A 21,287-nucleotide genomic window follows, 5' to 3' on the forward strand; every position below is an offset into this window, starting at 1 on the left:
ATCTATGTGAATGAAGCATATCTTGACGATGGTAATGTCGTTACCGTATTCAAGAAAAATCAAAACTATACGATTCGCGTTGAAGAAGATAATTGCCACTCAGTTTCTATTCCTGTGACGAAGTCATTCGATCCGACCACATTGTTGGGCATACTCATCGACTTTGGCCTCGTTTCTATTCTAGTCGTCGATGGCGTAGGTACTGGCGCATGGCAAAAATTTGACCAAACAAGCTACATCGTCAATGCAAATTGCTCAAAATAAAAAACTTCAGGCAGTATCATATGCCGCCTTTTTTATACCTTTAAATCACACTTCTTTGAGACCCCCCGTCGACCCGATTCATCGCTCATTCTATCGCTTATGGCCAAGCGCGTTTTTTACCACCGTTGGCTTTAATCAGTTCAATCGCTTTCTTCGACTTATCTTCAATCGAACGTAAACTACGCGTGACTTGCTCCTGAAACTCAGCCTTACTCTGACCATACTGCTCAGGCGATGGGGATAACGCTTGTGATTGTAATTGGTGGATCATCTGAACCAATTGCTTATTCTGAGCTTCGAGTGACTTCACCTTAGCAGTCAACTCTCGTAGCATACCATGCTGCTCTTGGATTCGAGATTCTATATTATTGAAAGACTGGAGTATTTGTCCGATATTTTGATCTGGCATCGATATATCCAATTAGACCTACATCCCTCAAGTGTAGGTCAAACTTGACGATTTATTAGGGCGATGTGAACGATTGCCACCATGATAATAGCAACCCCGTCAATCATGACGGTCAATCAAATAGATCGTTTGTTTATGGGGGAAAGACCTGTACGGCCCTCCCCCGAAAAATTCGCCATATCTGAGATTAGTGATAATCCTTTTGCGCTTGATAATAGTCGTCCTGAAAAGCCAGACTGCCCCACATTGCATAGGCGTGGGCTCTTTCTACGACAGACTCAGCCACAGGATGGTCGGTTAATGTGTCGTGTTGCGGATCATACTGATACGTTGTAATCCCCTGCTCAGGACGAATCACGACCACTTGATTATCGGCCGTCATCCAACCAAAGTTCTTATCCCGTTGCATCAAGGCCCGCTGCTTATTGACCGGCACTGTTTTGGTCATATCATTGCCGACCATCGGATTGATACTACTGATCCCCGCCAGAGATAATAGTGTCGGTGGTAGATCGATCTGACTGACCAACCGATCATCCAGTCGGTGTTCAATGCCACCACCAAAGATAATCGCCGGAATTTTAAAGTGACCGATAGGCACCGGTAAGTTACCACTGGTTCGGGCATCATGGTCAGCCACAGCGACAAAGATCGTGTCATTCCAATATGCAGACTGCTTCGCCTTCTTCACAAATTGACCTAAAGCGTAATCGGCATACTTCACAGCATTTTCTACCGTATTCTTCGGCTGGTTATACCGTTCAAACGGGCGATCCGGAAACTCATACGGCGTGTGATTTGATGAGGAGAACACCAAACTGAAGAAAGGTTTATGCTGCGCATCCAACCGGGTAAACTGCTCATCCGCTTTTTTGTACAAGTCACTATCGGAAGCCCCCCATGATCCCACAAATTCAGGGGACTTAAAGGTTGGAAAATCCTGCATATCTACAAAGCCATTGCCAAGGAAAAAGCTCTTCATATTGTCAAAATGGCTCTCTCCACCGTAAATAAACTGCGTATGATAGCCCTGCTTTTTCAAGAGATCGGCAATCGTGAAGAAGTTCGTCTGACTCTTACCCAATTTCACAACCGCACGCGCCGGCGTCGGTGTAAACCCAGTCGTCACAGCTTCGATCCCACGGACAGAACGGGTTCCCGTGGCATACATCCGGGTAAAAGCCCAACCTTCATCGATTAAACGGTCTATATTCGGGGAAGCATTAATGCCCCCAAGACGGCTGACGAACTGAGCCCCATGGCTCTCTAATAGTAAAATGACAATATTTTTCGGCTTGCCCTGATACTGTGCCTGATGGCGAGCCAATGTCGGTTTATCACCCGGCACAAAATCTTGCGACTGAACATTCATCGAGGCTTTCACTTCTTCGATAATTTTGTCTTTGGCCATTTTCGGATAAAACTGAAATGCACTGGCTTCAGAGCCCATCTGTTTGGCAGCAAAAATCACCGAGTAAGAAGAGTTCAACGCAAAATCATTCATCAATGGGTCACTGGAAAAAGCGACCATCGCCGGATTCATCGGACGATGCTCAAAGCTCGAACGAGCCCCCATCACACCCAAAGCAACCACGACAACGGCAATCACCGGACGCCAGTACCAGCGCGGGAAAGAAAGTCCTGTCACCAATGTTTTCGACCAGCGCCAACCAATGAAAATGGTTACCACCGATGTAATCAGACCAATCAGCAGCTCCAGTTTATAGCCGCTCCAAAGCATCCCAAAAACTTCTTTCGGATAAATCAGGTACTCGACAAATAATCGATTCGGACGAAGATCATATTCTTGAATAAACGGAACGGTTGCCACTTCCATATACACAACCAGCCATAATCCGGCAGTCAACCAGATACGGAGAATCACGTGCCAGAAACGCCCAACCAGATGATCGCCTGAAAGGAGTGCAGAAAGAAGTGCAGGTAAGATCAACAAGTAACAGATCGACGACACATCAACCCTTAAGCCCCCCCAAAAAATATTTCCCCATCCTTGGGCATCATTCACACGTTCAATCTGCCATAGCGACAGACCTAAACGAGAAATCGTAAAAAGAAGAATAAAAACAACCGCAGCGCTAACAATCGGATATAACGGCCCCAGCAAGGCTTTTATACCAATCGCACTAATTTTATGATCTAATGTCAACTTCAATAGGAGCTGATATGATGACCTCTGACTTCCCAAAACTTATTCGTGAAACATCTGATGCTAGGATGCGTACGAGACTTCTTGCTATATCTCATTTCGTGGATGGAAAAAGCCGCACTCAGATCGCCAAATATTTAAAAGTCAGTCGTACCAGTGTCAATAACTGGGTGGTGACTTATTTGAAGAACGGTGTTGAAGGCTTAGTAGAAAAGCAGCATACAGGCCGTCCTCCACGACTGACTGAAGACCAGCTATCTCAGTTAAAGCTGTACATAACTTCCAATGCGATTAAGCCTGAAGGTGGAAGACTACAGGGAACAGATATTATTGAATTCATACATGAGGAATTTGGCCTATCGTACAGCTTATCAGGTATCTATAAAATATTGAGAAAGCTTGATTTAGTTTGGATAACAACGCGTTCAAAGCACCCAAAGCAATCTGTAGAAGCGCAAGAAGCTTTTAAAAAAATTCCAAATCGAAACGATCCTTAAGATCCCAGGACATGTGGCTTTAAAAGATGTTCAAATCTGGTTTCAAGATGAAGCCAGATTTGGCCAGCGCAACACAACCACCCGAATATGGGCAGAAAAAGGGACTCGCCCCAGAGCGGTACAACAACAGCAATTTGAGTATGCGTACCTCTTTGGAGCGGTGTGCGTTAATACCGGAGAAACTGAAGCTATTGTTGTGCCGATGAGCAACATGGAAGCAATGAAAGAGCAACTCAGGCTCATTTCTCAATCAACACCCACGGACAAACATGCTGTCGTCATCATGGATCAAGCCAGTTGGCATCAAAGTTATCTTGCCGATTCATTCAAGAACGTGACTATCATTCATATACCGTCCTATTCACCGGAACTGAATCCAATAGAGCAGGTATGGAGTTGGTTACGTCAGAACGAAATAGCCAATAGGTGTTTTGAATGTTATGACGATATTGTCGACAAGCTGTGTAGTGCTTGGAATCGTTTTTGTGCAGACAAAAGCAGAGTCATTTCACTCTGCTTTAGAGATTGGACCATGTTGACCAATTAATTAGTGCGATTGGTATTACTTTATACAATGTCAATTCCCTCAAAGATATAGTGACGCTTCGCTCTGACAAAAATGACCATCAAATCTTTACCTGAATCATCTTTAAACCAGAATCCAACACCTAATTTCCATTCGACCAGCAAATCTAAAATAAATTCAGATAAATTTATATATAAAAAAAATATCATATTGATTTTAGAGGCAAAATCGACCAAGCACCGCTGTTCACAATATTCATTGGAATATGTAAAACATTTCTAAATATAGAGAAGCTTGAGCAAAATACAAAGATACAATCGATGTGTGGGAGATTTTCGCAGTAGCATCACACTGCCATTCCTCCATGATTTACCTCTCAATATAGATGAAGACTCACCACCGGATCACATCAACGGGCATGAATGGTCTGATGGTTGGTTGGAAAAATCAGGCTTTGCGGATTCTTTCTTCAACGATAAACGGTTCAACGATAAATGGTTCAACGATAAACGGTTTGATGATCAACGATATGAAAGTGAGTATTTGAATTATATGTGTGAAGTGGGAGAACCGAAAGAAAGATAAGCGAACCGACCTTAAACATCACCGGAGTACATCTCTCCGGTGATGTAAATGACAAGTCTGTCAGGTCAATTGATCAGTCCTGATTGACATCGACAACCACACGCCCTGCCACTTTGCCTGCCAGTAAGGCTTGTGCGGTCTCAATCACTTCCGACATACCAATTACACGGCTGGCCTGTGCAATGAGGTCCGAATCAACCAACTCGGCAATTTTTTCCCATGCCATATGTCTTTCATCCATCGGACACATCACACTATCGATCCCGACTAAAGTCACCCCCCTTAAAATAAACGGTGCCACACTGGCAGGGAAATCCATCCCCTGAGCTAATCCACATGCGGTAACGACGCCACCATATACCGTTGACGCACAAGCATTGGCTAATGTGTGACTACCGACAGAATCGATTACTCCAGCCCAACGTTCTTTTGCCAGCGGTCTCCCCGGTTGAGATAAACTCTGCCGCTCAATAATCTCGGATGCGCCGAGCGCATAGAGCCGATCCGCTTCTTCAGGACGCCCCGTCGAAGCCACAACCTGATAACCGAGTTTTGCCAAAAATGCGACCGCAAATCCACCGACACCACCATTGGCCCCGGTCACCAAAATCGGTCCGTTCTGCGGTAATACGCCTTGTTTCTCTAATGCCAGAACCGAGAGCATCGCCGTATAACCGGCCGTCCCAATCGCCATCACATCAAAATTGCTGAGTGTCGCCGGCACCGGCAGTAACCATTCACCCGGAACTTTCGCTTTTTGAGCCAGACCGCCCCAGTATTTCTCGCCCAGTCCCCAGCCATTGATCAATACCCGTTGACCAACTGAAAAATCAGGGTGCTGGCTCGATTCAACGACGCCGGAGAAATCAATCCCCGGAACCATAGGAAAAGAGCGGACAACCGGTGAGCTTCCGGTAATCGCCAATCCGTCTTTAAAGTTCAGCGTGGAATAATCAACCCGAACGATCACATCACCATGTTCAGGAAAATCCTCATCCTGCAGGGTTTTCAGCGCACATTGATAATCATCACCTTGTTTGTCGATATAGAGAGCTTGGAACATAGTTTTCCCCTAATTAGTATCTCTTGATTCGATGTAGAAAGATTATAGCTTGAACGTCTAAAGCAGTCATAAAACCATAAGATAGTCAGTCTCTTACTTCACGGTAAAAGCTTCAAGCAGAAAGCCTGACCACAGGCACTAAGCTACCTTTTTTTTGAACTAAATCAAATGGCGTTCATTATCTTGTTACAACAAGGTCATCAGAACTTCACCGGTATGAAATGAAAGTCTCATAAAACTGAAGCGAGCCTGCAACAAATCCTCCCTAGCATGAAGATCATCATCATGATTCGAGGTTAATATGCTAGCGAACAGTCCTTTTAAGCTCCCCAAAAAGACACCATTTGGTGTCGGAGAACACATTGCGGAATGGGCAACAGGCTTAACCAAATTAGATAAGTTTTATGCGCAGCGTCCGGCAAACTGCAATACTCAGGACTTTTTAAGATTCACCCTGGAAATTTTAGGGATCGACTATCGGGTGATTAAAGGCAACTTGAATTATATTCCCGCATCCGGCCCGACCGTCGTGGTCGCCAACCATCCACTCGGCTGCGTTGAAGGCGTGATTCTGGCTGAAATGCTGCTACAAATTCGTTCTGATATCCAAATTCTCGCCAATCATTATCTGAAAACCGTCCCCGAGTTAGATTCGCTATTTATCGGCGTCGATGTTTTTAACACCAGCGAATCACAGCAGGCGAATCTGAAAGCAATGCGAGCCGCCCATCGTCATCTGGAACACGGTGGCCTGCTGCTGATTTTCCCTGCCGGAGAAGTGTCTCATCTGGTCGATATCAAACAACAACGGCTACAGGATAAAGCGTGGAGCACATCTGTCAGCCGCTTAATTAAAAAACACCACGCAACGTCAGTGCCCATCTTTATTAATGGGCAAAACTCCAAGCGTTTCTATATGGCAGGGAAAATTCACCCGCTATTGAGAACGCTGATGCTCGGGCGGGAACTACTCAATAAAAAATCCTGCTCAATCGAGATCGCCATCGGTCAACCGATTCAATATAAAGAAGTCACCCCACTCAATGATGAGCAATTAGTCCACTACCTTCGCTTTAATACCTACCTGCTCAATCCGGCGACCCAAAAACAACGCAATAAGCAAGATGGCGATCTCACCCTCCCCCCTGTCGCACCTCGTCTGCCGCTTGATGATCTGAAAAGTGATCTAGCTCGGTTATCCGCAGAAGAGCACCTATTGCAATACAATGAATTTGATGTGTATTGCGCCAAAGCAGCCTCAATCCCATGCATCATGCACGAAATCGGCCGCGTTCGGGAGATCAACTTCCGTCAGGTCGGGGAAGGAACCGGACTGGCACTGGATATAGATAAGTTCGACCGTCATTACTTCCACTTGTTTATCTGGGATCGGGAAGCCGATGAACTGGTCGGTGCCTATCGCTTGGGTCTGGTCGACCAACTGATGGCGGAACACGGTCTGGCCGGGCTGTATTCCAGTACCTTGTTCAACTATGACCCGCAGTTTATTCATCAAATGGGTAAATCGATAGAGATGGGCCGCTCCGTGGTCGCACAACCCTATCAGAAAAGCATGGCATCACTGCTATTGCTCTGGAAAGGGATCGCCACCTTCGTCACCCGTCATCCACAATATACGCATCTGTTCGGCCCCGTCAGTATCAGTAATGAATATAGTGATGATGCCCGTCAACTAATGGCACAAACCATGACTTTGAATTACTACGATCCAGAGCAGGCGCAGCTCGTTAAACCGACCAATCCACTACCGACCCACAAATCCCATGACTGGAGTATTCACCTGCTCAGTGCCTTGGCGGACTTACAACTGCTGTCCAAAGTGATTGCCCGAATCGATGAAGGGAAAGGTGTACCGGTGCTATTGCGGCAATATTTGGGACTGAACGGCAAATTTGCCTGCTTCAATGTTGACCCGGATTTTCATGATTCGCTCGACGGCCTGATCGTGGTCGATCTCCGCCAAGTGTCAGAAAAGACTTTAACCCGCTATATGGGTAGCGCTCCGGCCAAAGCTTATCTGGCGCACCATGCTGTATAAAGCCATACATGTATAAAATCAGGCTTGTATTAGCTCAGTCTTGCATAACATCCCCAGAGTCAATCCGTCTCTGGGGATGGCGTTGCGGGCATGGGCTCATCACACTCGATACGGATCGTTTGCCCCGAGGACTCTGAAAAATGCAGCGACATTTTGACTGGTGTATTGTTTGACCACCAGTGGGCTTTTTTAGATAACGTCACCTGTGGCGCAACCGCGGTTGTGTCATCTCGGTCACGTTGTTCAAGGTAGGCATTCAACTCAAGTGACAAACTCTCAACTTTGAAAAAACGACACGGGCACAACATGTATAACGGTATCCATTGAATTTGGTAACGAATGCCCTCATCAGTCACACAAGGCATTTTGATCCCGACCGGTTTGGCCGTCATCATCGCATCGTCATCAATGGAAAAGTAATCCTGAAGCGGTGAGAATTTTTCATCTTCCGTGCGTGCTTTGGCTCGGAGAATATCTCGCATCAACCACTCAGCCAACACCCCGGGAGATTGGGATTGTGCCTTTGTAGACTTACTCTTCATCACGCATCCCTTTATGTCAGTTAGCTACGATTAAGTTGGGTACGATTAAGTTAGCTACGATCAAGCTTCGGCCGCTCGCCTTCTGCTTTCAGCCCGTGAGTCACCATTTGATACTGGCGATACTTATCTAACCCCTGACGATAAACAGGATAACTACTGATCGACAGCGCCACCGAGCTATGGCAAACCGGACACGAGAAATGCGCACCGGATAATAACAATTCAGGCTCAATATAAATGATGCTTTTCTTACCGTTTTCAAGGCAAGTCGGACAAGGTAACTGAATATTCATGGCAACACCTCTGTTGAGATAAAGACAAACATTGTCATAGAGAAAAAGGGCCAACCCCAGGGCATAGACTAGCAGGCTGGCCAAGTGAGGTTATTTCATCACGATGATGATTTGTTTTCAGTTACCATAATCGGTGCAATATTGTCGGTGTAAGCCTTAATGATCACACCAACCCCTTCAGGCAACGGCAGTTGACCGGCATGAACTTTAACGTCATAACTCGCTTTATTGCTCTTTTCATATTTTTCTGTGTTGCTGTTGCTCTTTTCAGAAGATTTCGAAACGCTACCACTCACACTGGCAGAAAACGGGCCGTAACCGATCTTCGCTTCAAAACTCCCCTGAGCGCTCATATTCTCTTTCTCTTGCTGACTTTGCTCATTCGAGAAGCTGGACTTCACTTCCATATTGAATTCGATACTGACATCATCAACCGCCAGCGCATTCAAAGGAAGCAATGTCAGCAACGGAATCGAAATCGATGATTCCGCGGTATCGGTACTAACGGTCGAGTCTCCTTCTTTTTCACCTTTGGTGGTCGTAATCACGGGCCGCTTGAGTTTCAAATCAACCATCACCGGCTGATATTCGGAACCTGATGACTGATCGTCACTCCCACCTTTGACAGCCTGTTTACTGAAACAGGTATCAAGCATGAACTTCACCTGCGTCATCGCCATTTTATTGTTCGCATCGGCAGCTGCCATAAGCGGCCCGCCGATCAAATCTCCCATCGGGAGACCACTGAATTGTTGCGCCATTGAGACCAGACCCGGCCCGGAAGAGACTGCCATAAATACTCCTTATCTGTGTGTAAACATCTGCTTTTCACTCATCAGAGAGCACTCAACCCCGTGCTCGACGTAATAACGGTCAATGACGGTCAGTCACTGTCTGTTATGGTGATTAATCGGATTTCTTCTTGATTAATCACGATTTCATTCATGAATTAACCCGGAACCTGCGCTCTCAACGCTCTTTCATAACCATCAACGATATATTTCAGCCCGTCCGGCGTCTCCATCGCTGCGATTTTTACCTCCAGCTTGGCTTTACCACCATGCCCCTGCTTGGCGCCTTCTTCTGCCATTTCTTTGGCTTTGAGCGTTCGTTTAGGAAATGAAACTTGCAGTGCATCACCGTTGACACTGAGCTCCAATTCAGTAGAAAAACTCATTTCCCGGAGTTCAACCTGAGATAACGGAATCAGAGTAATCAACGGAACATTTACAGTTTGGATACCCGGCCCGTTGCGAGTCACCGTCGGATACTGCATTGCGACCATTTTCGGTTTAAGAATCGGAATCTCGCCCCCGTATTCACCATGCATGAACAGCTTCGGTGCATCATCCGACGGTGGTTCTTTTTTCTCACCGCGCTTCAGTGTCTTGCCTTCAACTTTGGCATCTGAACGGCCGATTTCTGCCATATGTGTGATGTCTTCATCATCGTCATCCGCCGGCTCAAAAAATCGCTCCAGCAAATCAAGATTTTTCTGAATGAGCGCTTCTCCGGCTGAAGCCGTCGCCACATGAATCGAATGAACAAACTCTTCTAAGTTGATCATGCATCTCTGTTCCGTTAGTTCACATGAACCCAGTATTGTTGACTCTGCCGAAAAGTTATCGGCCTAACACAGGGACTTTCAGGTCAAATCGATGAATGGCTATTTTCTCTGCATCCGAGATTTCAGGCTCAGTCATGGTGCGTGATTTCACCGTCAAAAAAACGATTTTCGCCAAGCACTTGTATTACGAATACGCTGTGATCAATGCAGAGATTGAAAGGAAGATATCAATGAAACCATTACTGGAAAAGTTGAAGACCAAAAGTCGGCCGATATTGTTAGGACTAGCAGGTATTGCATCGGCATCAGTGATCCCAATCTGGCAAATTTATTTTGTCGAAACATCGGATGTCACATTAGAAATCACCGGCATTCAACGGATCGAATCCGATCACCTCAAAACCACACTCGATACCGATGAACTCCAATTACTTGAACCTTATATTCCTGAACAACTGCGCTATGAATACAATCCTCAGGGGGAAAAGGGAGATAAAATCGACTACCCTGAATTCACCGTATCCACCTTAACTGATGCATATAATGCTGCCCGTCAGGATCTGAAAAATATTGCTGAAACTCGCGCCAAGCTAGAGCAATACATTGCGACCATCAATGCCTATCTGGATCCGAAAGATCACGAACATCAGCTCAGTGAATTCAGGGTCAGCGAAATGAAACAGTGGACGCTCAGCAACTATATCGATGATTCTGAAGCCCACTACTACGAACAACAGGTGCTGACGATCACCCGCAACTATGCCGAGTTGAAATTTACCGGGAAACAGACACCCCAATTTAATCTGCCGGCTCTGAAGTTTTTGCTGTCCGATGTGAGAGATGATCTCGGTGAAGTCATCAAACAAAATAATCATCGGCTGGAACAGTTGCGGGACAATATTCGCGGTATCGAAGCGCAACTCAACAAATTAAAAGCCGAAAAATATCACCAATATAGCTATTTCACCCTCGACGTTGTTGCTGGGAATACCGGCCGGGTCAGTACTTCACTCCGCCCTGTGGCGCTAATGCGGGTACAAATCAGTGACAATAACTATGTCGATGTCCGTTTGCTGATGGAGGATTATCAGAATAACGCAGAGCTACCACCGGCATCGACCAAAGTCCTCCATTATCGTTCTGCTGAATTAAATCATCTGCCCAATGATGATCGCACGCTCGTGAACACCTTCTGGGGCAGTACCGGCCTTGCCAGAATCGTCACGCTCGATACCGGCGAACATATTTACGCCTCAAATACCATCGCTTTTGCCGATAATCAGAACCAGAAAGTGATGGTCGATAGACTGAAAAAAGCCGCCGGGTATTTTTAAACGGATTCCCCCGACTCTCTGCTTGATTCCCCCAATACTTATCCGGTGTTGTCCACTACTGTGGCCTTGTATTCACCCATATTATACAAGGAGCGAACCATGCAAGAGCTGGAACTGACGGCATCAGTCGGCAACGGTGCAGACAATTCCCCGGAAGATGTATTGAATATCCAGAAGGCGTTGAATCAGATTGCCGGCAAGATCGGCCTGCTAACGCCCTTGGCAGAAGACGGACAAATTATCGATGCCCCGGATCAATCGCCGACCTGTCAAGCCATCGGTCTGTTACAAACCACCCTATTAGGTTATCGTCATCCCGATAATCGGATCGACTGCGGTGGCAAAAGTGAACAAGCACTCAAGCAAGCACTCCTGCCGACTCCGGCTTATATTCCCGATCTGGCGTTACCAGAATCTGCGCCACAAAGAGGACTCAGCGAACAGGATTATCAGGATGCCAGCGAACTACTCTCATGTGACGTTGCTGCGATCAAAGCGGTCTCGGATGTCGAATCGTCCGGCAGTGGATTCTATGCATCCGGTGCCCCCTGCTTATTGTTTGAAGCCCATCAGTTCTCTAAATATAGTGACCATCGATTTGATGACTCCCATCCGGATATTTCTTCGCCAAAATGGAATCGGGCGCTGTATGCCGGCGGAGAAAAAGAGTATGATCGACTACAACAAGCCCTGACGCTGGATCGGGAAGCCGCTTTGAAATCAGCGTCTTACGGACGATACCAGATCATGGGATTCAACCATCAAAGCGCAGGCTATGAAGACGTCGAAAGCTTTGTTCGGGATATGTTTTTGGCAGAGCGTCATCACCTGATGGCTTTCGTTCATTTTATTCAATCCAATCCAAAACTGCTCAGTGCCATTCAATCCCTCGACTGGGCAACCTTTGCCCGGTATTACAATGGCCCGGGTTATGCTGAAAACCACTACGATGAAAAGCTACAACGGGCTTATGAACACCATCAAGGATAAGTCAATCCGTCTGATATACCGCACGGTGATATTCACTCAGGGTATCTGGATAGTACCGCCTATCAGTCGCCATGAATCAACCACTGGTGGTGATTCACCATATGCAAGGAAGGCAACCCAATTGCCATCACGGACTCAATGATAAAAGGAGACCACCCGTGTCAAACACTACTTTAAAAATACATCCTCTCTGCCAAGAGATTCTGTCAACCGATCCTTTAGAAAACGCCAAGATGGACGAGTTCTGGGACAAACTGAATGATTTGCAAATGAAGCTTTATCTCCAAATTTCCGGGCTGGATTTTCGCGGGGAGCCAAACAACAATGAGTCTGTCACCATTACCAACCGAAGCCATGCCATTTGGGACATCAGTCAATTCCGTATCAATGCCGGTTCTCTCAGCCAGAACTACGTTTTCCCCGAGAATACCCTGATCCGTAGCGGTGAATCGATAACCGTTTATACCCAGCCCGGAGCCCAGTATAGTTTCAACTCCAATCGCCCAGTTTGGAATAATCATGGCGATACCGCCACACTACTCAATAGCAAGGGTGACGTCATCTCAACTTGGATTTACGGCAATGCCGCTCGCGATTATGTCCTGATTAGTTATCTGCACTATGACGGTCATGAGTCCAGAACAGAAGGGGACGAATATGTTGAGTTAAAAAACTTATCTGAATATTATATTGATCTCGCTGGTTGGCAGCTCAGGTCAGAGCTCAATGATCACACTTTTACCTTCCCCTCAGGGTCAACATTTGCACCATTGGGTACGGTTCTGGTTTATACCAATCGTCTCCCCACGGCCGATAACGAATATAGTTTTAATAACCCGACAGCGCTCTGGAACAATACCGGAGGCCGGTGCACCCTGCTTGATTATGACGACAATGAGGTCGCTTTTTATGCATATTAAACATTAAACGATGAGTGAGTATTCCGAAGCGTCATTCAGTCACACCGTTCAATACAGATAAGTGCCCATTGATATGGTTATTCGCGCATTCAGCCGTCGCTCCTCCGGGAGCGCGGCGTCCGTACCGCCATCAAGTGTAGATAAAACAGCACCACCGCCAGCGCTGACCGAAACACAAACGCTGATCAACGATGGCATTCGACTGTTACATTATGTTGCCCGTTCGGGAAATTTGAATGTTGATCCGGACATCGCAGCAGGCATTATCAACGCGCAAAACAACCTGCACAGCCGCAATTGGGGTGAAGAAGACGAAAACCGCTTATTGCGTTGCTATGACAAACTCGCCACTCAGGTCTGGCCGGTGACCGTCGAGAGTATCAAATCCGTTGTACCCAATGCCGTGAACGGACAAATCGAGTCTCCCCGTGCCAACCGCACGATTATCTGGTATCGCCGTTATACCGTCTTTACCTTAATCATGCTGCTCAGTGTTCAGATCTATTATCTGTTCGGTTACGGATTAACCCAAACCCTGTTGCAATATACGCATTTGCCCATGTCATCAACCTCGGTCGTGCAAGCGCAACCCGAATCTTCTTCTTCTCAAAACGACAAGCTCTACGAAAATCATCTCCGCGCCAGTTATCAGTTATTACAATATTGGAATCAGGTCTGGATGCTCGGCAACGACTTTCAACTGGCACCGACCGATCAGTTGATCCCGCCCGGTCAGGAAGAACGAACCATCCACTTTGCCACCCATTTGATCGCAGCTCAGTCCGTTCTGCAAATGTTACAAAACTATGTTCTGCCCTTAATGTACGGTTTGTTGGGCGCCTTTATTTTCGTCCTGCGGAGCCTATTACAACAAATCAGAACCCTGACCTATACCGCCAGCCGTGAAATCGGCTATCGACTACGACTGACTCTCGGCTGTCTGGCTGGCATGATCACCGGTTGGCTGCTCAAACCAGACATAGGCACAATGACACTGTCACCTATGGCGCTGGCCTTTATTGCCGGTTACAGCATTGAAGTACTTTTCAGTGCACTTGATATGATCATCGATAATATTCGCAAGAAAACTCCGGAAACCAAAGATTCAACCCCACTTTAATCTCCATCATTAGTTCATTTTATGATTCGCCGTGTGTTTATCGTCTCCATACGCAAACAACGAAATAAAAAACTTAAAAAACACTTCGATTAAGCATATAAAACCAGTTTATCTAATTATGATTAATTCTTTATTTCACAAATATATTATTTTTAAAAGTGATAATAACTCATCCAGTATATAATCCACTCAAATGTAACAAAATATTTCTTGACTTCTAAATGGAAACGTATAGTTTATCAAACCAATTGAAATAAAACTATATGCATTATATATTACTTTAACAATAACTTTCATCCTGACTTGGGTTACTTATCCAATAATAATGATGATGTATGCATACATTTATTATCAATTAAATGAAACCAATTATGTTTTTTATTTATATTATCAATAAACACATATACGGACACATTATTAGTATACTTGTATAGTTAAATTTAAATCAATTATTTAACAATCACAATACTTAGTAGAAAGGCCCCCCTCAATTGTAATGGTTATCTATATCAGATTAATAAATGTATTTGCACATGAAATATTATTAATAAATCATAACAATTGAAAATATAAAAATTAGATTTACAGGAATTCGTCAGTATGATTAGTACCGAAGGCTATGTCGTTTCATGTGCTCAAGAAGCCATGTGGTTTGTCGATGGGGTTCATTCAACCAGTCGGGAGAATGAAATCAGGATCGCGTTTAAACTAGAAAAACAAACAGATATAACAGGTTTATGTCAAAAATTCATGGATATTATCAATCAAAATCCTGAATTAAGAAGTCATTTCAGACCCAGCGACTCCGCGTTATTGAAATATAAAACGCCACATTTTAGTATTGATGAAGTTGTTAAATTACATGAAGAAGAAAATGAAGAAAGATTCATTAACAATGTATTAACAGAAAAATTTGATTTAAAAAAAGATTACTGTTTAATCAATCTTCACATCAATCAAATTAATAACAAAAATCTCGTTATAATTAGAATACACCATATCATATCTGACTTTCATCTTATTGAAACTATCATTAAACAGTTATTTGAACATGATACTAAATATTCATTTCCTTCAACAACACTGAGTGAATTACAGTGTGAATATATCGATAGTGATGAATACCATGATGATATTCATTTCTGGGTAGAGCAGTTAAAGCAGAAGAAAACTGCGCTTGAACTATTACCGAATACGCCACCTCACAATGACTTCAATGGCAGTATTGGTAAAACCCAGATTCAAGGATCACTATATTCCAACATCAAACACTACTGTGAGCGCACAAGTATCAGCCCGGCACGGTTACTGAGTCAGATATTTGCGATGACGTTATATCGGCTGAGCGGGCAAAACGAATTCTGTATGGGCTTATCTGTCAGTCAGAGAAAAAGCTTCCCGGCTCTCGGTTTAGGTTATGCTGTCAATGTGCTACCTATTCCATACCATTTTTCACCGGATCAAACCGTCAGCGATACGCTCTCAACTGGCAATGAGATAATACTCGACGCACTCCGTCACAGCCGTCTCCCCTTGAAACACATCGTCGAAACCTGTGCACCGGAACGCTCACTGGGGACCAACCCGCTATTTAATGTGTGCTTCAACTATCAAACACTTTCCCAACCCTATCAGGGCAGCCTGTCTTCTTTATTGTATGGTTCTCAAGGGCAATCCATCACAATCAATCAGACAACACTTGAGCCTTTCAACATCGATCAGATCGATTGTCAGTTTGACTTACTGATGGTGGTGGAAGAAATCACGGACGGATTTGATGTTTTTCTTCTCCATAAAGATAACGTGATCAGTCATGCAACCGCTGAAGGTATTTTGGCTAACTTTGTCCACTTTTCTGATGTCTGCCTGCAACAGCCAGAACGTGCACTCTCCGAATTTGGTTTCACGCCGAATCAGACCCAGCATCCGTTGGCTCCCCAATCCGGCAGCACCAATCGTACGCTGATTGACTGGCTGAATGAAACCGCAACAAAATATCCCGATCATCTGGCAATTCGCTACAACGATACACAACTCACCTATCGGTCATTATTCAATCTGGCCGACAATTTGGCTCATCAGCTCATCGGATATGGCGTTAAGCGCGGTGACAAAATCCCACTGTGCTTCAATCCCGGCCCCGAGATGATTGTCGCGATCCTTGCCGTGTTGAAATGCGGTGCCTGTTATGTGCCGATAAATCCCGCTTACCCCGACAGCCGCGTGGGTGATATTTTATCCGATATTCAAGCGGTAAACGGCTTGATTGAAGAGAGCCTCACCGCAAGATTTGAACCACTGCTGGCACACGTGATCGTGCCTGACCTCGATGCATTGGCACAAGAGACGTCGACCGGATCGCTGACATCATATCTGCCGGACAGTGAAGATCTGGCCTATATCATTTATACCTCGGGTTCGACCGGTAAACCCAAAGGTGTTCAGATTTGCCACCGCAATGTCGTCCGCCTATTTACCACCAGCGACGATAGCTTCCATTTTTCTGCAGCAGATGTTTGGACGCTATACCACTCATTTGCTTTTGATTTCTCGGTCTGGGAGATCTTCGGTGCGCTGCTCTACGGGGGCCGTCTGGTGATTGTGCCTTACCTGATTTCACGCAGCCCTGAAGAGTTCGCACAGTTGGTCGAGCAAGAACAGGTCACTGTCCTCAATCAGACCCCGACTGCATTCTCCCGCTTTAGTGAGAGTTGTATTCGCAATCAACTTCCACTGAATCAATTACGGGTGGTCGTGTTTGGTGGAGAAGCGCTCAATTTGGCGAGTCTATTACCTTGGTACAACACCTACGGTGAACGCGTCAGCTTGATCAATATGTACGGCATCACTGAAACAACCGTTCACGTGACCTATCGCAAGCTCACGCAACAAGATTGTCTTGAAGACCGGGGCAGCCTGATCGGAATGCCTCTGAATGACTTAGGCGTCGTGGTCATGGATACATTTGGTCACCCATTACCAATCGGTTGGGCGGGAGAAATGTATGTCGCCGGTGAAGGGTTAGCCAAAGGATATTTCAACCGCCCTGAACTCACGGCAGAAAAATTCATTGAAAAATCGCTGGGAGGAAAAACGCGACGTTTGTATCGCTCCGGTGATCTGGCGCGCTTTATCAGTGAGCAAGAAATTGACTATCTGGGTCGCATCGACCATCAGGTCAAAATACGCGGATTCAGGATTGAGCTTGGTGATATTCAAGCCAAACTATCTCGCATTGCGGCCGTGTCTCACGCATTTGTCACGACCCAAAAAACCGATAGTGACACGATTCTCATCGCTTACTTATTGGTTAACGCTCCGATTGATTACGAAGAGATTGTTCAAGAAATCGCAGCCGACCTACCGGAGTATATGATTCCGCAACAATTCTATCTCACCGATGAAATTCCACTGACCGTCAATAACAAAGTCGATATGCAACGGTTACATGACATTTCAACCAAGTTATTGCCGACTGTCCGAAATCAGGTCGCAGAGTCAGCAACAGAAGTCACCATCTTGTCGATTTGGCAGCAAATTCTCGGCCTCGACGAAATCGATCTGGAAAGTGATTTCTTCACCATGGGAGGAAACTCAAGCTCTATCTTAAAAGTGTATCAACAACTGAATCAACACTACCCCAATCAGCTATTGGTTACCGATTTATTTAAGTACAGGAACATCCGGAGCTTAGCTCGATTTTTATCCGATAAAACCACAATAGCGCCCAACACAGAGACCGGACCGAAAAAGACGGCAAGAGCGCAGAAAAGAATCAATCAATTAAAAAACAGAAGACAACGTCAACCCCAATTAAATGGTGCATAAAATGGAAAAAAATGGCATAGAGGTAGCAATCGTCGGAATTGCAGGCAAATACCCACAAGCCGATAATGTTCAGGACTTTTTTGATAACCTTAAACACGGCAAAGAGTGCTTAACCACATTCACTGATGAAGAGTTACAAGCAAGTGACCCTTGGTACACTCAGGATGCAAACTACGTCAAACGAGCGGGCATCATCAATGACGCAACCGGATTTGATAATAAGTTTTTTAATATCTCGAACCGGGACGCGCTATTAACTGACCCACAACAGCGGATCTTTTTACAAACCGCATGGCACGCATTGGAAGATGCCGGGTGTGATCCATTCACCTATCAGGGGGATATCGCCCTGTATGGCGGCAGTAGTTCAAATACGTATCTGTCTCACCATATTTTTAATTCAGATTATCGCCATGAAATCAATCAATACCCCGTTGTCCTCGGCAATGAAAAAGACTTTCTCTGCACGCGAGTCTCTCACGCCCTGAACCTACGTGGCCCGGCGATGACCATTCAGACCGGATGCTCTACCTCTCTGGTTGCCGTTCATATGGCCTGCCAGAGTCTACTCAACGGCGAGTGTGATATTGCCATGGCTGGCGGTGTGACCATTCGCTTCCCCGTCAAAGCAGGCTATAAATATCAGGATGGCGGTATCTTATCGCCTGATGGTCACTGTCGCCCGTTTGACCAAGATGCCTGCGGTACCGTGGTCAGTGATGGCTGTGGTATTGTCGTGCTGAAATTACTCGAAGACGCATTACGTGACCGCGACCAGATCTACTGTGTGATCAAAGGATCATCAATCAATAATGATGGTCAGGATAAAATGGGGTTCACCTCCCCCAGCATTTCCGGACAAGCTCGTGTCATTGAAGATACGTTACAGTTATCCTGTATCGACGCCAGTCAGATCAGCTATGTAGAAACCCATGGCACCGGCACTAAGCTGGGCGATCCGATTGAAATCAATGCCCTCAAAGAGGTTTATAGCGGTCATCAAGGTCAGAAAGTCAAACTCGGCTCAGTCAAAGCCAATATCGGCCATACCGATAGCGCCTCAGGCATCAGCGGATTGATCAAAGTCGCACTGATGATGAAACATCATACCTTGCTGCCCCAGATTCACTTTAATCAACCCAATCCACTGCTTGAACTTGACAACAGTCCCTTGGAAGTCAACACCCAACTGGCCGACTGGTATGATCATGACACCGATATACGCTATGCAGCCGTCAGCTCTTTCGGTCTGGGGGGCACCAATGCCCATATGATTGTTGAGTCTGGCGATATCTATCTGTCCCCTTCATCACACACACCATCTAAACCACAACACATCTTACTGTCCGGGCGGACAGCACACGATTTGATTCGCAATAGTCAGCAAATCGCTGCAGCGGTTCAGCACGACACCGATCAAGATTTGGCAGATATTGCCTATACACTGGCAACCGGAAGACATCACTTCCCATATCGTCAGTGGGTTCAGGCCGAGAATGTTGACGAGTTACATCATCAACTCGCAGCGCTCACCGAAAATACGGTTTATCAGCCCACCGGAATTTGTCGGATTAAAATCTACCAGACTCAGGATCTGACCTTATCAGAAACTTTCGTCAATAGTGCCAACTATTTCAACTTTGCGGAACTGCCAGAAAAACACCGTTTCCTTGCAGAATTATGCGAACAAATGGTCGTCGAACCATTAGAAGTTGAAGTGATCTATACCAATGAACTGATCGATAAAGTAATGATTTATGCCTACAACGCAGACATCAAAAAAGTGGCGGAGACCGACTGCGAAATTTCCTATCTGGGCAACGACGATATATTCAATATACTTTGCTGGTTATGGCAACAAGGCCTGACTATCCATTGGGAAAAATTCTACGCAGTTCAGCCCGTTCGGAAGGTATCACTGCCAGGTTATGCGTTTAATCAAACCGTCTTTGAAATTGAGCCGACCAATACCAGCAACGCGCTCACCACCCAACCGGAGGCTGAACAGCCCACTTCTGACGACTCAGCAATAACATTGGAAAGTATTCAAGACAAAATCCGGCAACTCTGGCTCAATGACTTAGGCGAAACGATCCCTTCAGCTGAAACCACTGACATCTATGAGTTATGCGGTGACTCATTTACCGCACTCCAGATGAATATTGAGCTGGAAGATTTCTATGAAATATCTTTATCGAATAAAACTTTCATTGAAAACAATACGTTAAATAAAATATCCGAAGTGATTTATCATCTCAAACATGGCAATGAACATTCTACTTTTGATGAGCATATTGTCTGTTTCAATGACCAAGGAGATCTTGCCCCGGTATTCCTGATTCACCCGGCAGGCGGCACCGTCATGGGCTATAAAGAAGTCGCACGTAGCCTGCCAGAAGGTCACCCCGTTTATGGGATTCAGTACCCCTTTCGCGATGAAGGCAATGACATTGTCTCCATGTGTGATTTAGCCCGTCATTATAACGAGAAAATCACCGCGCTTTACCCCACCGGAAATCTGATCCTTGCCGGTCATTCATTCGGGGGCAATGCTGCGCTGGAAATGGCGCTTCAGTTCGAACAAGCGGGCAGAACCATCGAGCAAGTCATTATGTTTGACAGCCATCCGCCACAAGCATACTTCTCAAACACGGTCTTCAGCGAACAGCAGTTCCTGGCGTCATTTCCCGTCATCTGCGGCATGTTTTTTAACACCAAAGAACCGCTCAATGATATGAAAAGTGACACGCTTGAAGACGTGGTCGATTACCTCAAACAGAAAGGCTGGGTTCCTTGGGGATTCAGTACCGAAGAATTCAAACTGTACTACGAATTATGGCGCAGTAATCACAATACCTTGAGAACACATATGCCATCCGAAAAACTCAAAGCAGATCTAATCTTCTTCAAAGCGGCAGTGTTCCAACCCCAAGAGATACTGGATGTACTGAACATCTCCTTGGTTGAAGGCACCGAAATCGCACAATGGCAATGCTTTGCTCAATCCACAATCAAAGAGTTCGTCGTTCCCGGAACCCATTACACTATGCTGGACAAAGAAAACGTCGATGTCATTGCTGACATCCTGCATGAATTGCTCACCGTAACCGCCGCAGCTTAGGA

At 45.6% G+C, this 21,287-nt stretch carries 17 protein-coding genes; 10 read left to right on the top strand and 7 right to left on the bottom strand.

Features of this window, described 5'->3' with window-relative positions:
* Positions 1 to 6: 6 nt before the first annotated feature.
* The gene (locus tag MKS89_RS12600; RefSeq protein WP_235862534.1) at positions 7 to 264 is read left to right on the top strand and encodes a hypothetical protein; all 258 of its coding nucleotides are present in this window, start codon (positions 7 to 9) and stop codon (positions 262 to 264) included.
* A 97-nt stretch (positions 265 to 361) separates the two neighbouring features.
* Here the strand turns inward: MKS89_RS12600 and MKS89_RS12605 are convergent, their stop codons facing one another.
* Positions 362 to 673: a hypothetical protein gene (locus MKS89_RS12605; RefSeq protein ID WP_072955778.1), complete on the bottom strand. Its 312-nt coding sequence runs from the start codon at positions 671 to 673 to the stop codon at positions 362 to 364.
* A gap of 187 nt (positions 674 to 860) precedes the next feature.
* The gene (locus MKS89_RS12610; protein ID WP_370737060.1) at positions 861 to 2,840 is read right to left on the bottom strand and encodes an LTA synthase family protein; all 1,980 of its coding nucleotides are present in this window, start codon (positions 2,838 to 2,840) and stop codon (positions 861 to 863) included.
* A 17-nt stretch (positions 2,841 to 2,857) separates the two neighbouring features.
* Between MKS89_RS12610 and MKS89_RS12615 the strand changes: the two genes are divergently transcribed.
* Together MKS89_RS12615 and MKS89_RS12620 are read left to right on the top strand one after the other, a co-directional pair.
* Positions 2,858 to 3,884 (top strand): IS630 family transposase gene (locus tag MKS89_RS12615; protein WP_252518332.1). Its coding sequence is split into 2 segments (ribosomal slippage): positions 2,858 to 3,307 and positions 3,309 to 3,884, totalling 1,026 coding nucleotides; the frame shifts between segments, so codons are not numbered across the junction.
* Between the two features lie 303 nt (positions 3,885 to 4,187).
* Positions 4,188 to 4,448, top strand: a complete 261-nt coding sequence (locus tag MKS89_RS12620; protein ID WP_072963617.1) for a hypothetical protein — start codon at positions 4,188 to 4,190, stop codon at positions 4,446 to 4,448.
* A 73-nt stretch (positions 4,449 to 4,521) separates the two neighbouring features.
* On the opposite strand, the gene acuI is transcribed toward MKS89_RS12620, so the two are convergent.
* Entirely contained in the window at positions 4,522 to 5,511 is a 990-nt protein-coding gene (acuI, locus tag MKS89_RS12625; RefSeq protein ID WP_072963615.1) for an acrylyl-CoA reductase (NADPH), read from the bottom strand.
* Between the two features lie 301 nt (positions 5,512 to 5,812).
* Between acuI and MKS89_RS12630 the strand changes: the two genes are divergently transcribed.
* Complete coding sequence (locus tag MKS89_RS12630; RefSeq protein WP_072963612.1) at positions 5,813 to 7,570, top strand: bifunctional lysophospholipid acyltransferase family protein/GNAT family N-acetyltransferase; 1,758 nt, start codon at positions 5,813 to 5,815, stop codon at positions 7,568 to 7,570.
* 59 nt (positions 7,571 to 7,629) lie between these two features.
* Here the strand turns inward: MKS89_RS12630 and MKS89_RS12635 are convergent, their stop codons facing one another.
* The 4 genes from MKS89_RS12635 to MKS89_RS12650 form a co-directional block, all read right to left on the bottom strand.
* A complete protein-coding gene (locus MKS89_RS12635) occupies positions 7,630 to 8,112 on the bottom strand; it encodes a hypothetical protein (RefSeq protein ID WP_131814966.1) in 483 nt (160 codons plus the stop codon).
* 50 nt (positions 8,113 to 8,162) lie between these two features.
* Positions 8,163 to 8,405: a hypothetical protein gene (locus MKS89_RS12640; protein ID WP_072963607.1), complete on the bottom strand. Its 243-nt coding sequence runs from the start codon at positions 8,403 to 8,405 to the stop codon at positions 8,163 to 8,165.
* A gap of 98 nt (positions 8,406 to 8,503) precedes the next feature.
* On the bottom strand, positions 8,504 to 9,199 hold the full coding sequence (locus MKS89_RS12645; protein WP_072963605.1) for a DUF2589 domain-containing protein: 696 nt from the start codon (positions 9,197 to 9,199) through the stop codon (positions 8,504 to 8,506).
* Between the two features lie 155 nt (positions 9,200 to 9,354).
* On the bottom strand, positions 9,355 to 9,972 hold the full coding sequence (locus MKS89_RS12650) for a DUF2589 domain-containing protein (RefSeq protein WP_072963602.1): 618 nt from the start codon (positions 9,970 to 9,972) through the stop codon (positions 9,355 to 9,357).
* 95 nt (positions 9,973 to 10,067) lie between these two features.
* Between MKS89_RS12650 and MKS89_RS12655 the strand changes: the two genes are divergently transcribed.
* The 6 genes from MKS89_RS12655 to MKS89_RS12680 all read left to right on the top strand — a co-directional run bounded on the left by MKS89_RS12655 (position 10,068) and on the right by MKS89_RS12680 (position 21,285).
* Positions 10,068 to 11,306, top strand: coding sequence for a hypothetical protein (locus MKS89_RS12655; RefSeq protein WP_072963600.1), 1,239 nt, complete (start codon positions 10,068 to 10,070; stop codon positions 11,304 to 11,306).
* Between the two features lie 99 nt (positions 11,307 to 11,405).
* Positions 11,406 to 12,296: an N-acetylmuramidase family protein gene (locus MKS89_RS12660; RefSeq protein ID WP_072963598.1), complete on the top strand. Its 891-nt coding sequence runs from the start codon at positions 11,406 to 11,408 to the stop codon at positions 12,294 to 12,296.
* Between the two features lie 158 nt (positions 12,297 to 12,454).
* A complete protein-coding gene (locus MKS89_RS12665) occupies positions 12,455 to 13,216 on the top strand; it encodes a lamin tail domain-containing protein (protein WP_072963595.1) in 762 nt (253 codons plus the stop codon).
* Positions 13,217 to 13,289: 73 nt separating this feature from the next.
* On the top strand, positions 13,290 to 14,336 hold the full coding sequence (locus tag MKS89_RS12670; RefSeq protein WP_072963592.1) for a hypothetical protein: 1,047 nt from the start codon (positions 13,290 to 13,292) through the stop codon (positions 14,334 to 14,336).
* Between the two features lie 600 nt (positions 14,337 to 14,936).
* Positions 14,937 to 18,164 (top strand): non-ribosomal peptide synthetase, encoded by a 3,228-nt coding sequence (locus tag MKS89_RS12675; RefSeq protein WP_072963589.1) that lies wholly within the window; start codon positions 14,937 to 14,939, stop codon positions 18,162 to 18,164.
* 1 nt (position 18,165) lies between these two features.
* The gene (locus tag MKS89_RS12680; RefSeq protein WP_072963587.1) at positions 18,166 to 21,285 is read left to right on the top strand and encodes a beta-ketoacyl synthase N-terminal-like domain-containing protein; all 3,120 of its coding nucleotides are present in this window, start codon (positions 18,166 to 18,168) and stop codon (positions 21,283 to 21,285) included.
* Positions 21,286 to 21,287 lie beyond the last annotated feature (2 nt).

Origin of the sequence: Vibrio gazogenes (genome assembly GCF_023920225.1) — a bacterium.
Lineage (GTDB): Bacteria > Pseudomonadota > Gammaproteobacteria > Enterobacterales > Vibrionaceae > Vibrio > Vibrio gazogenes.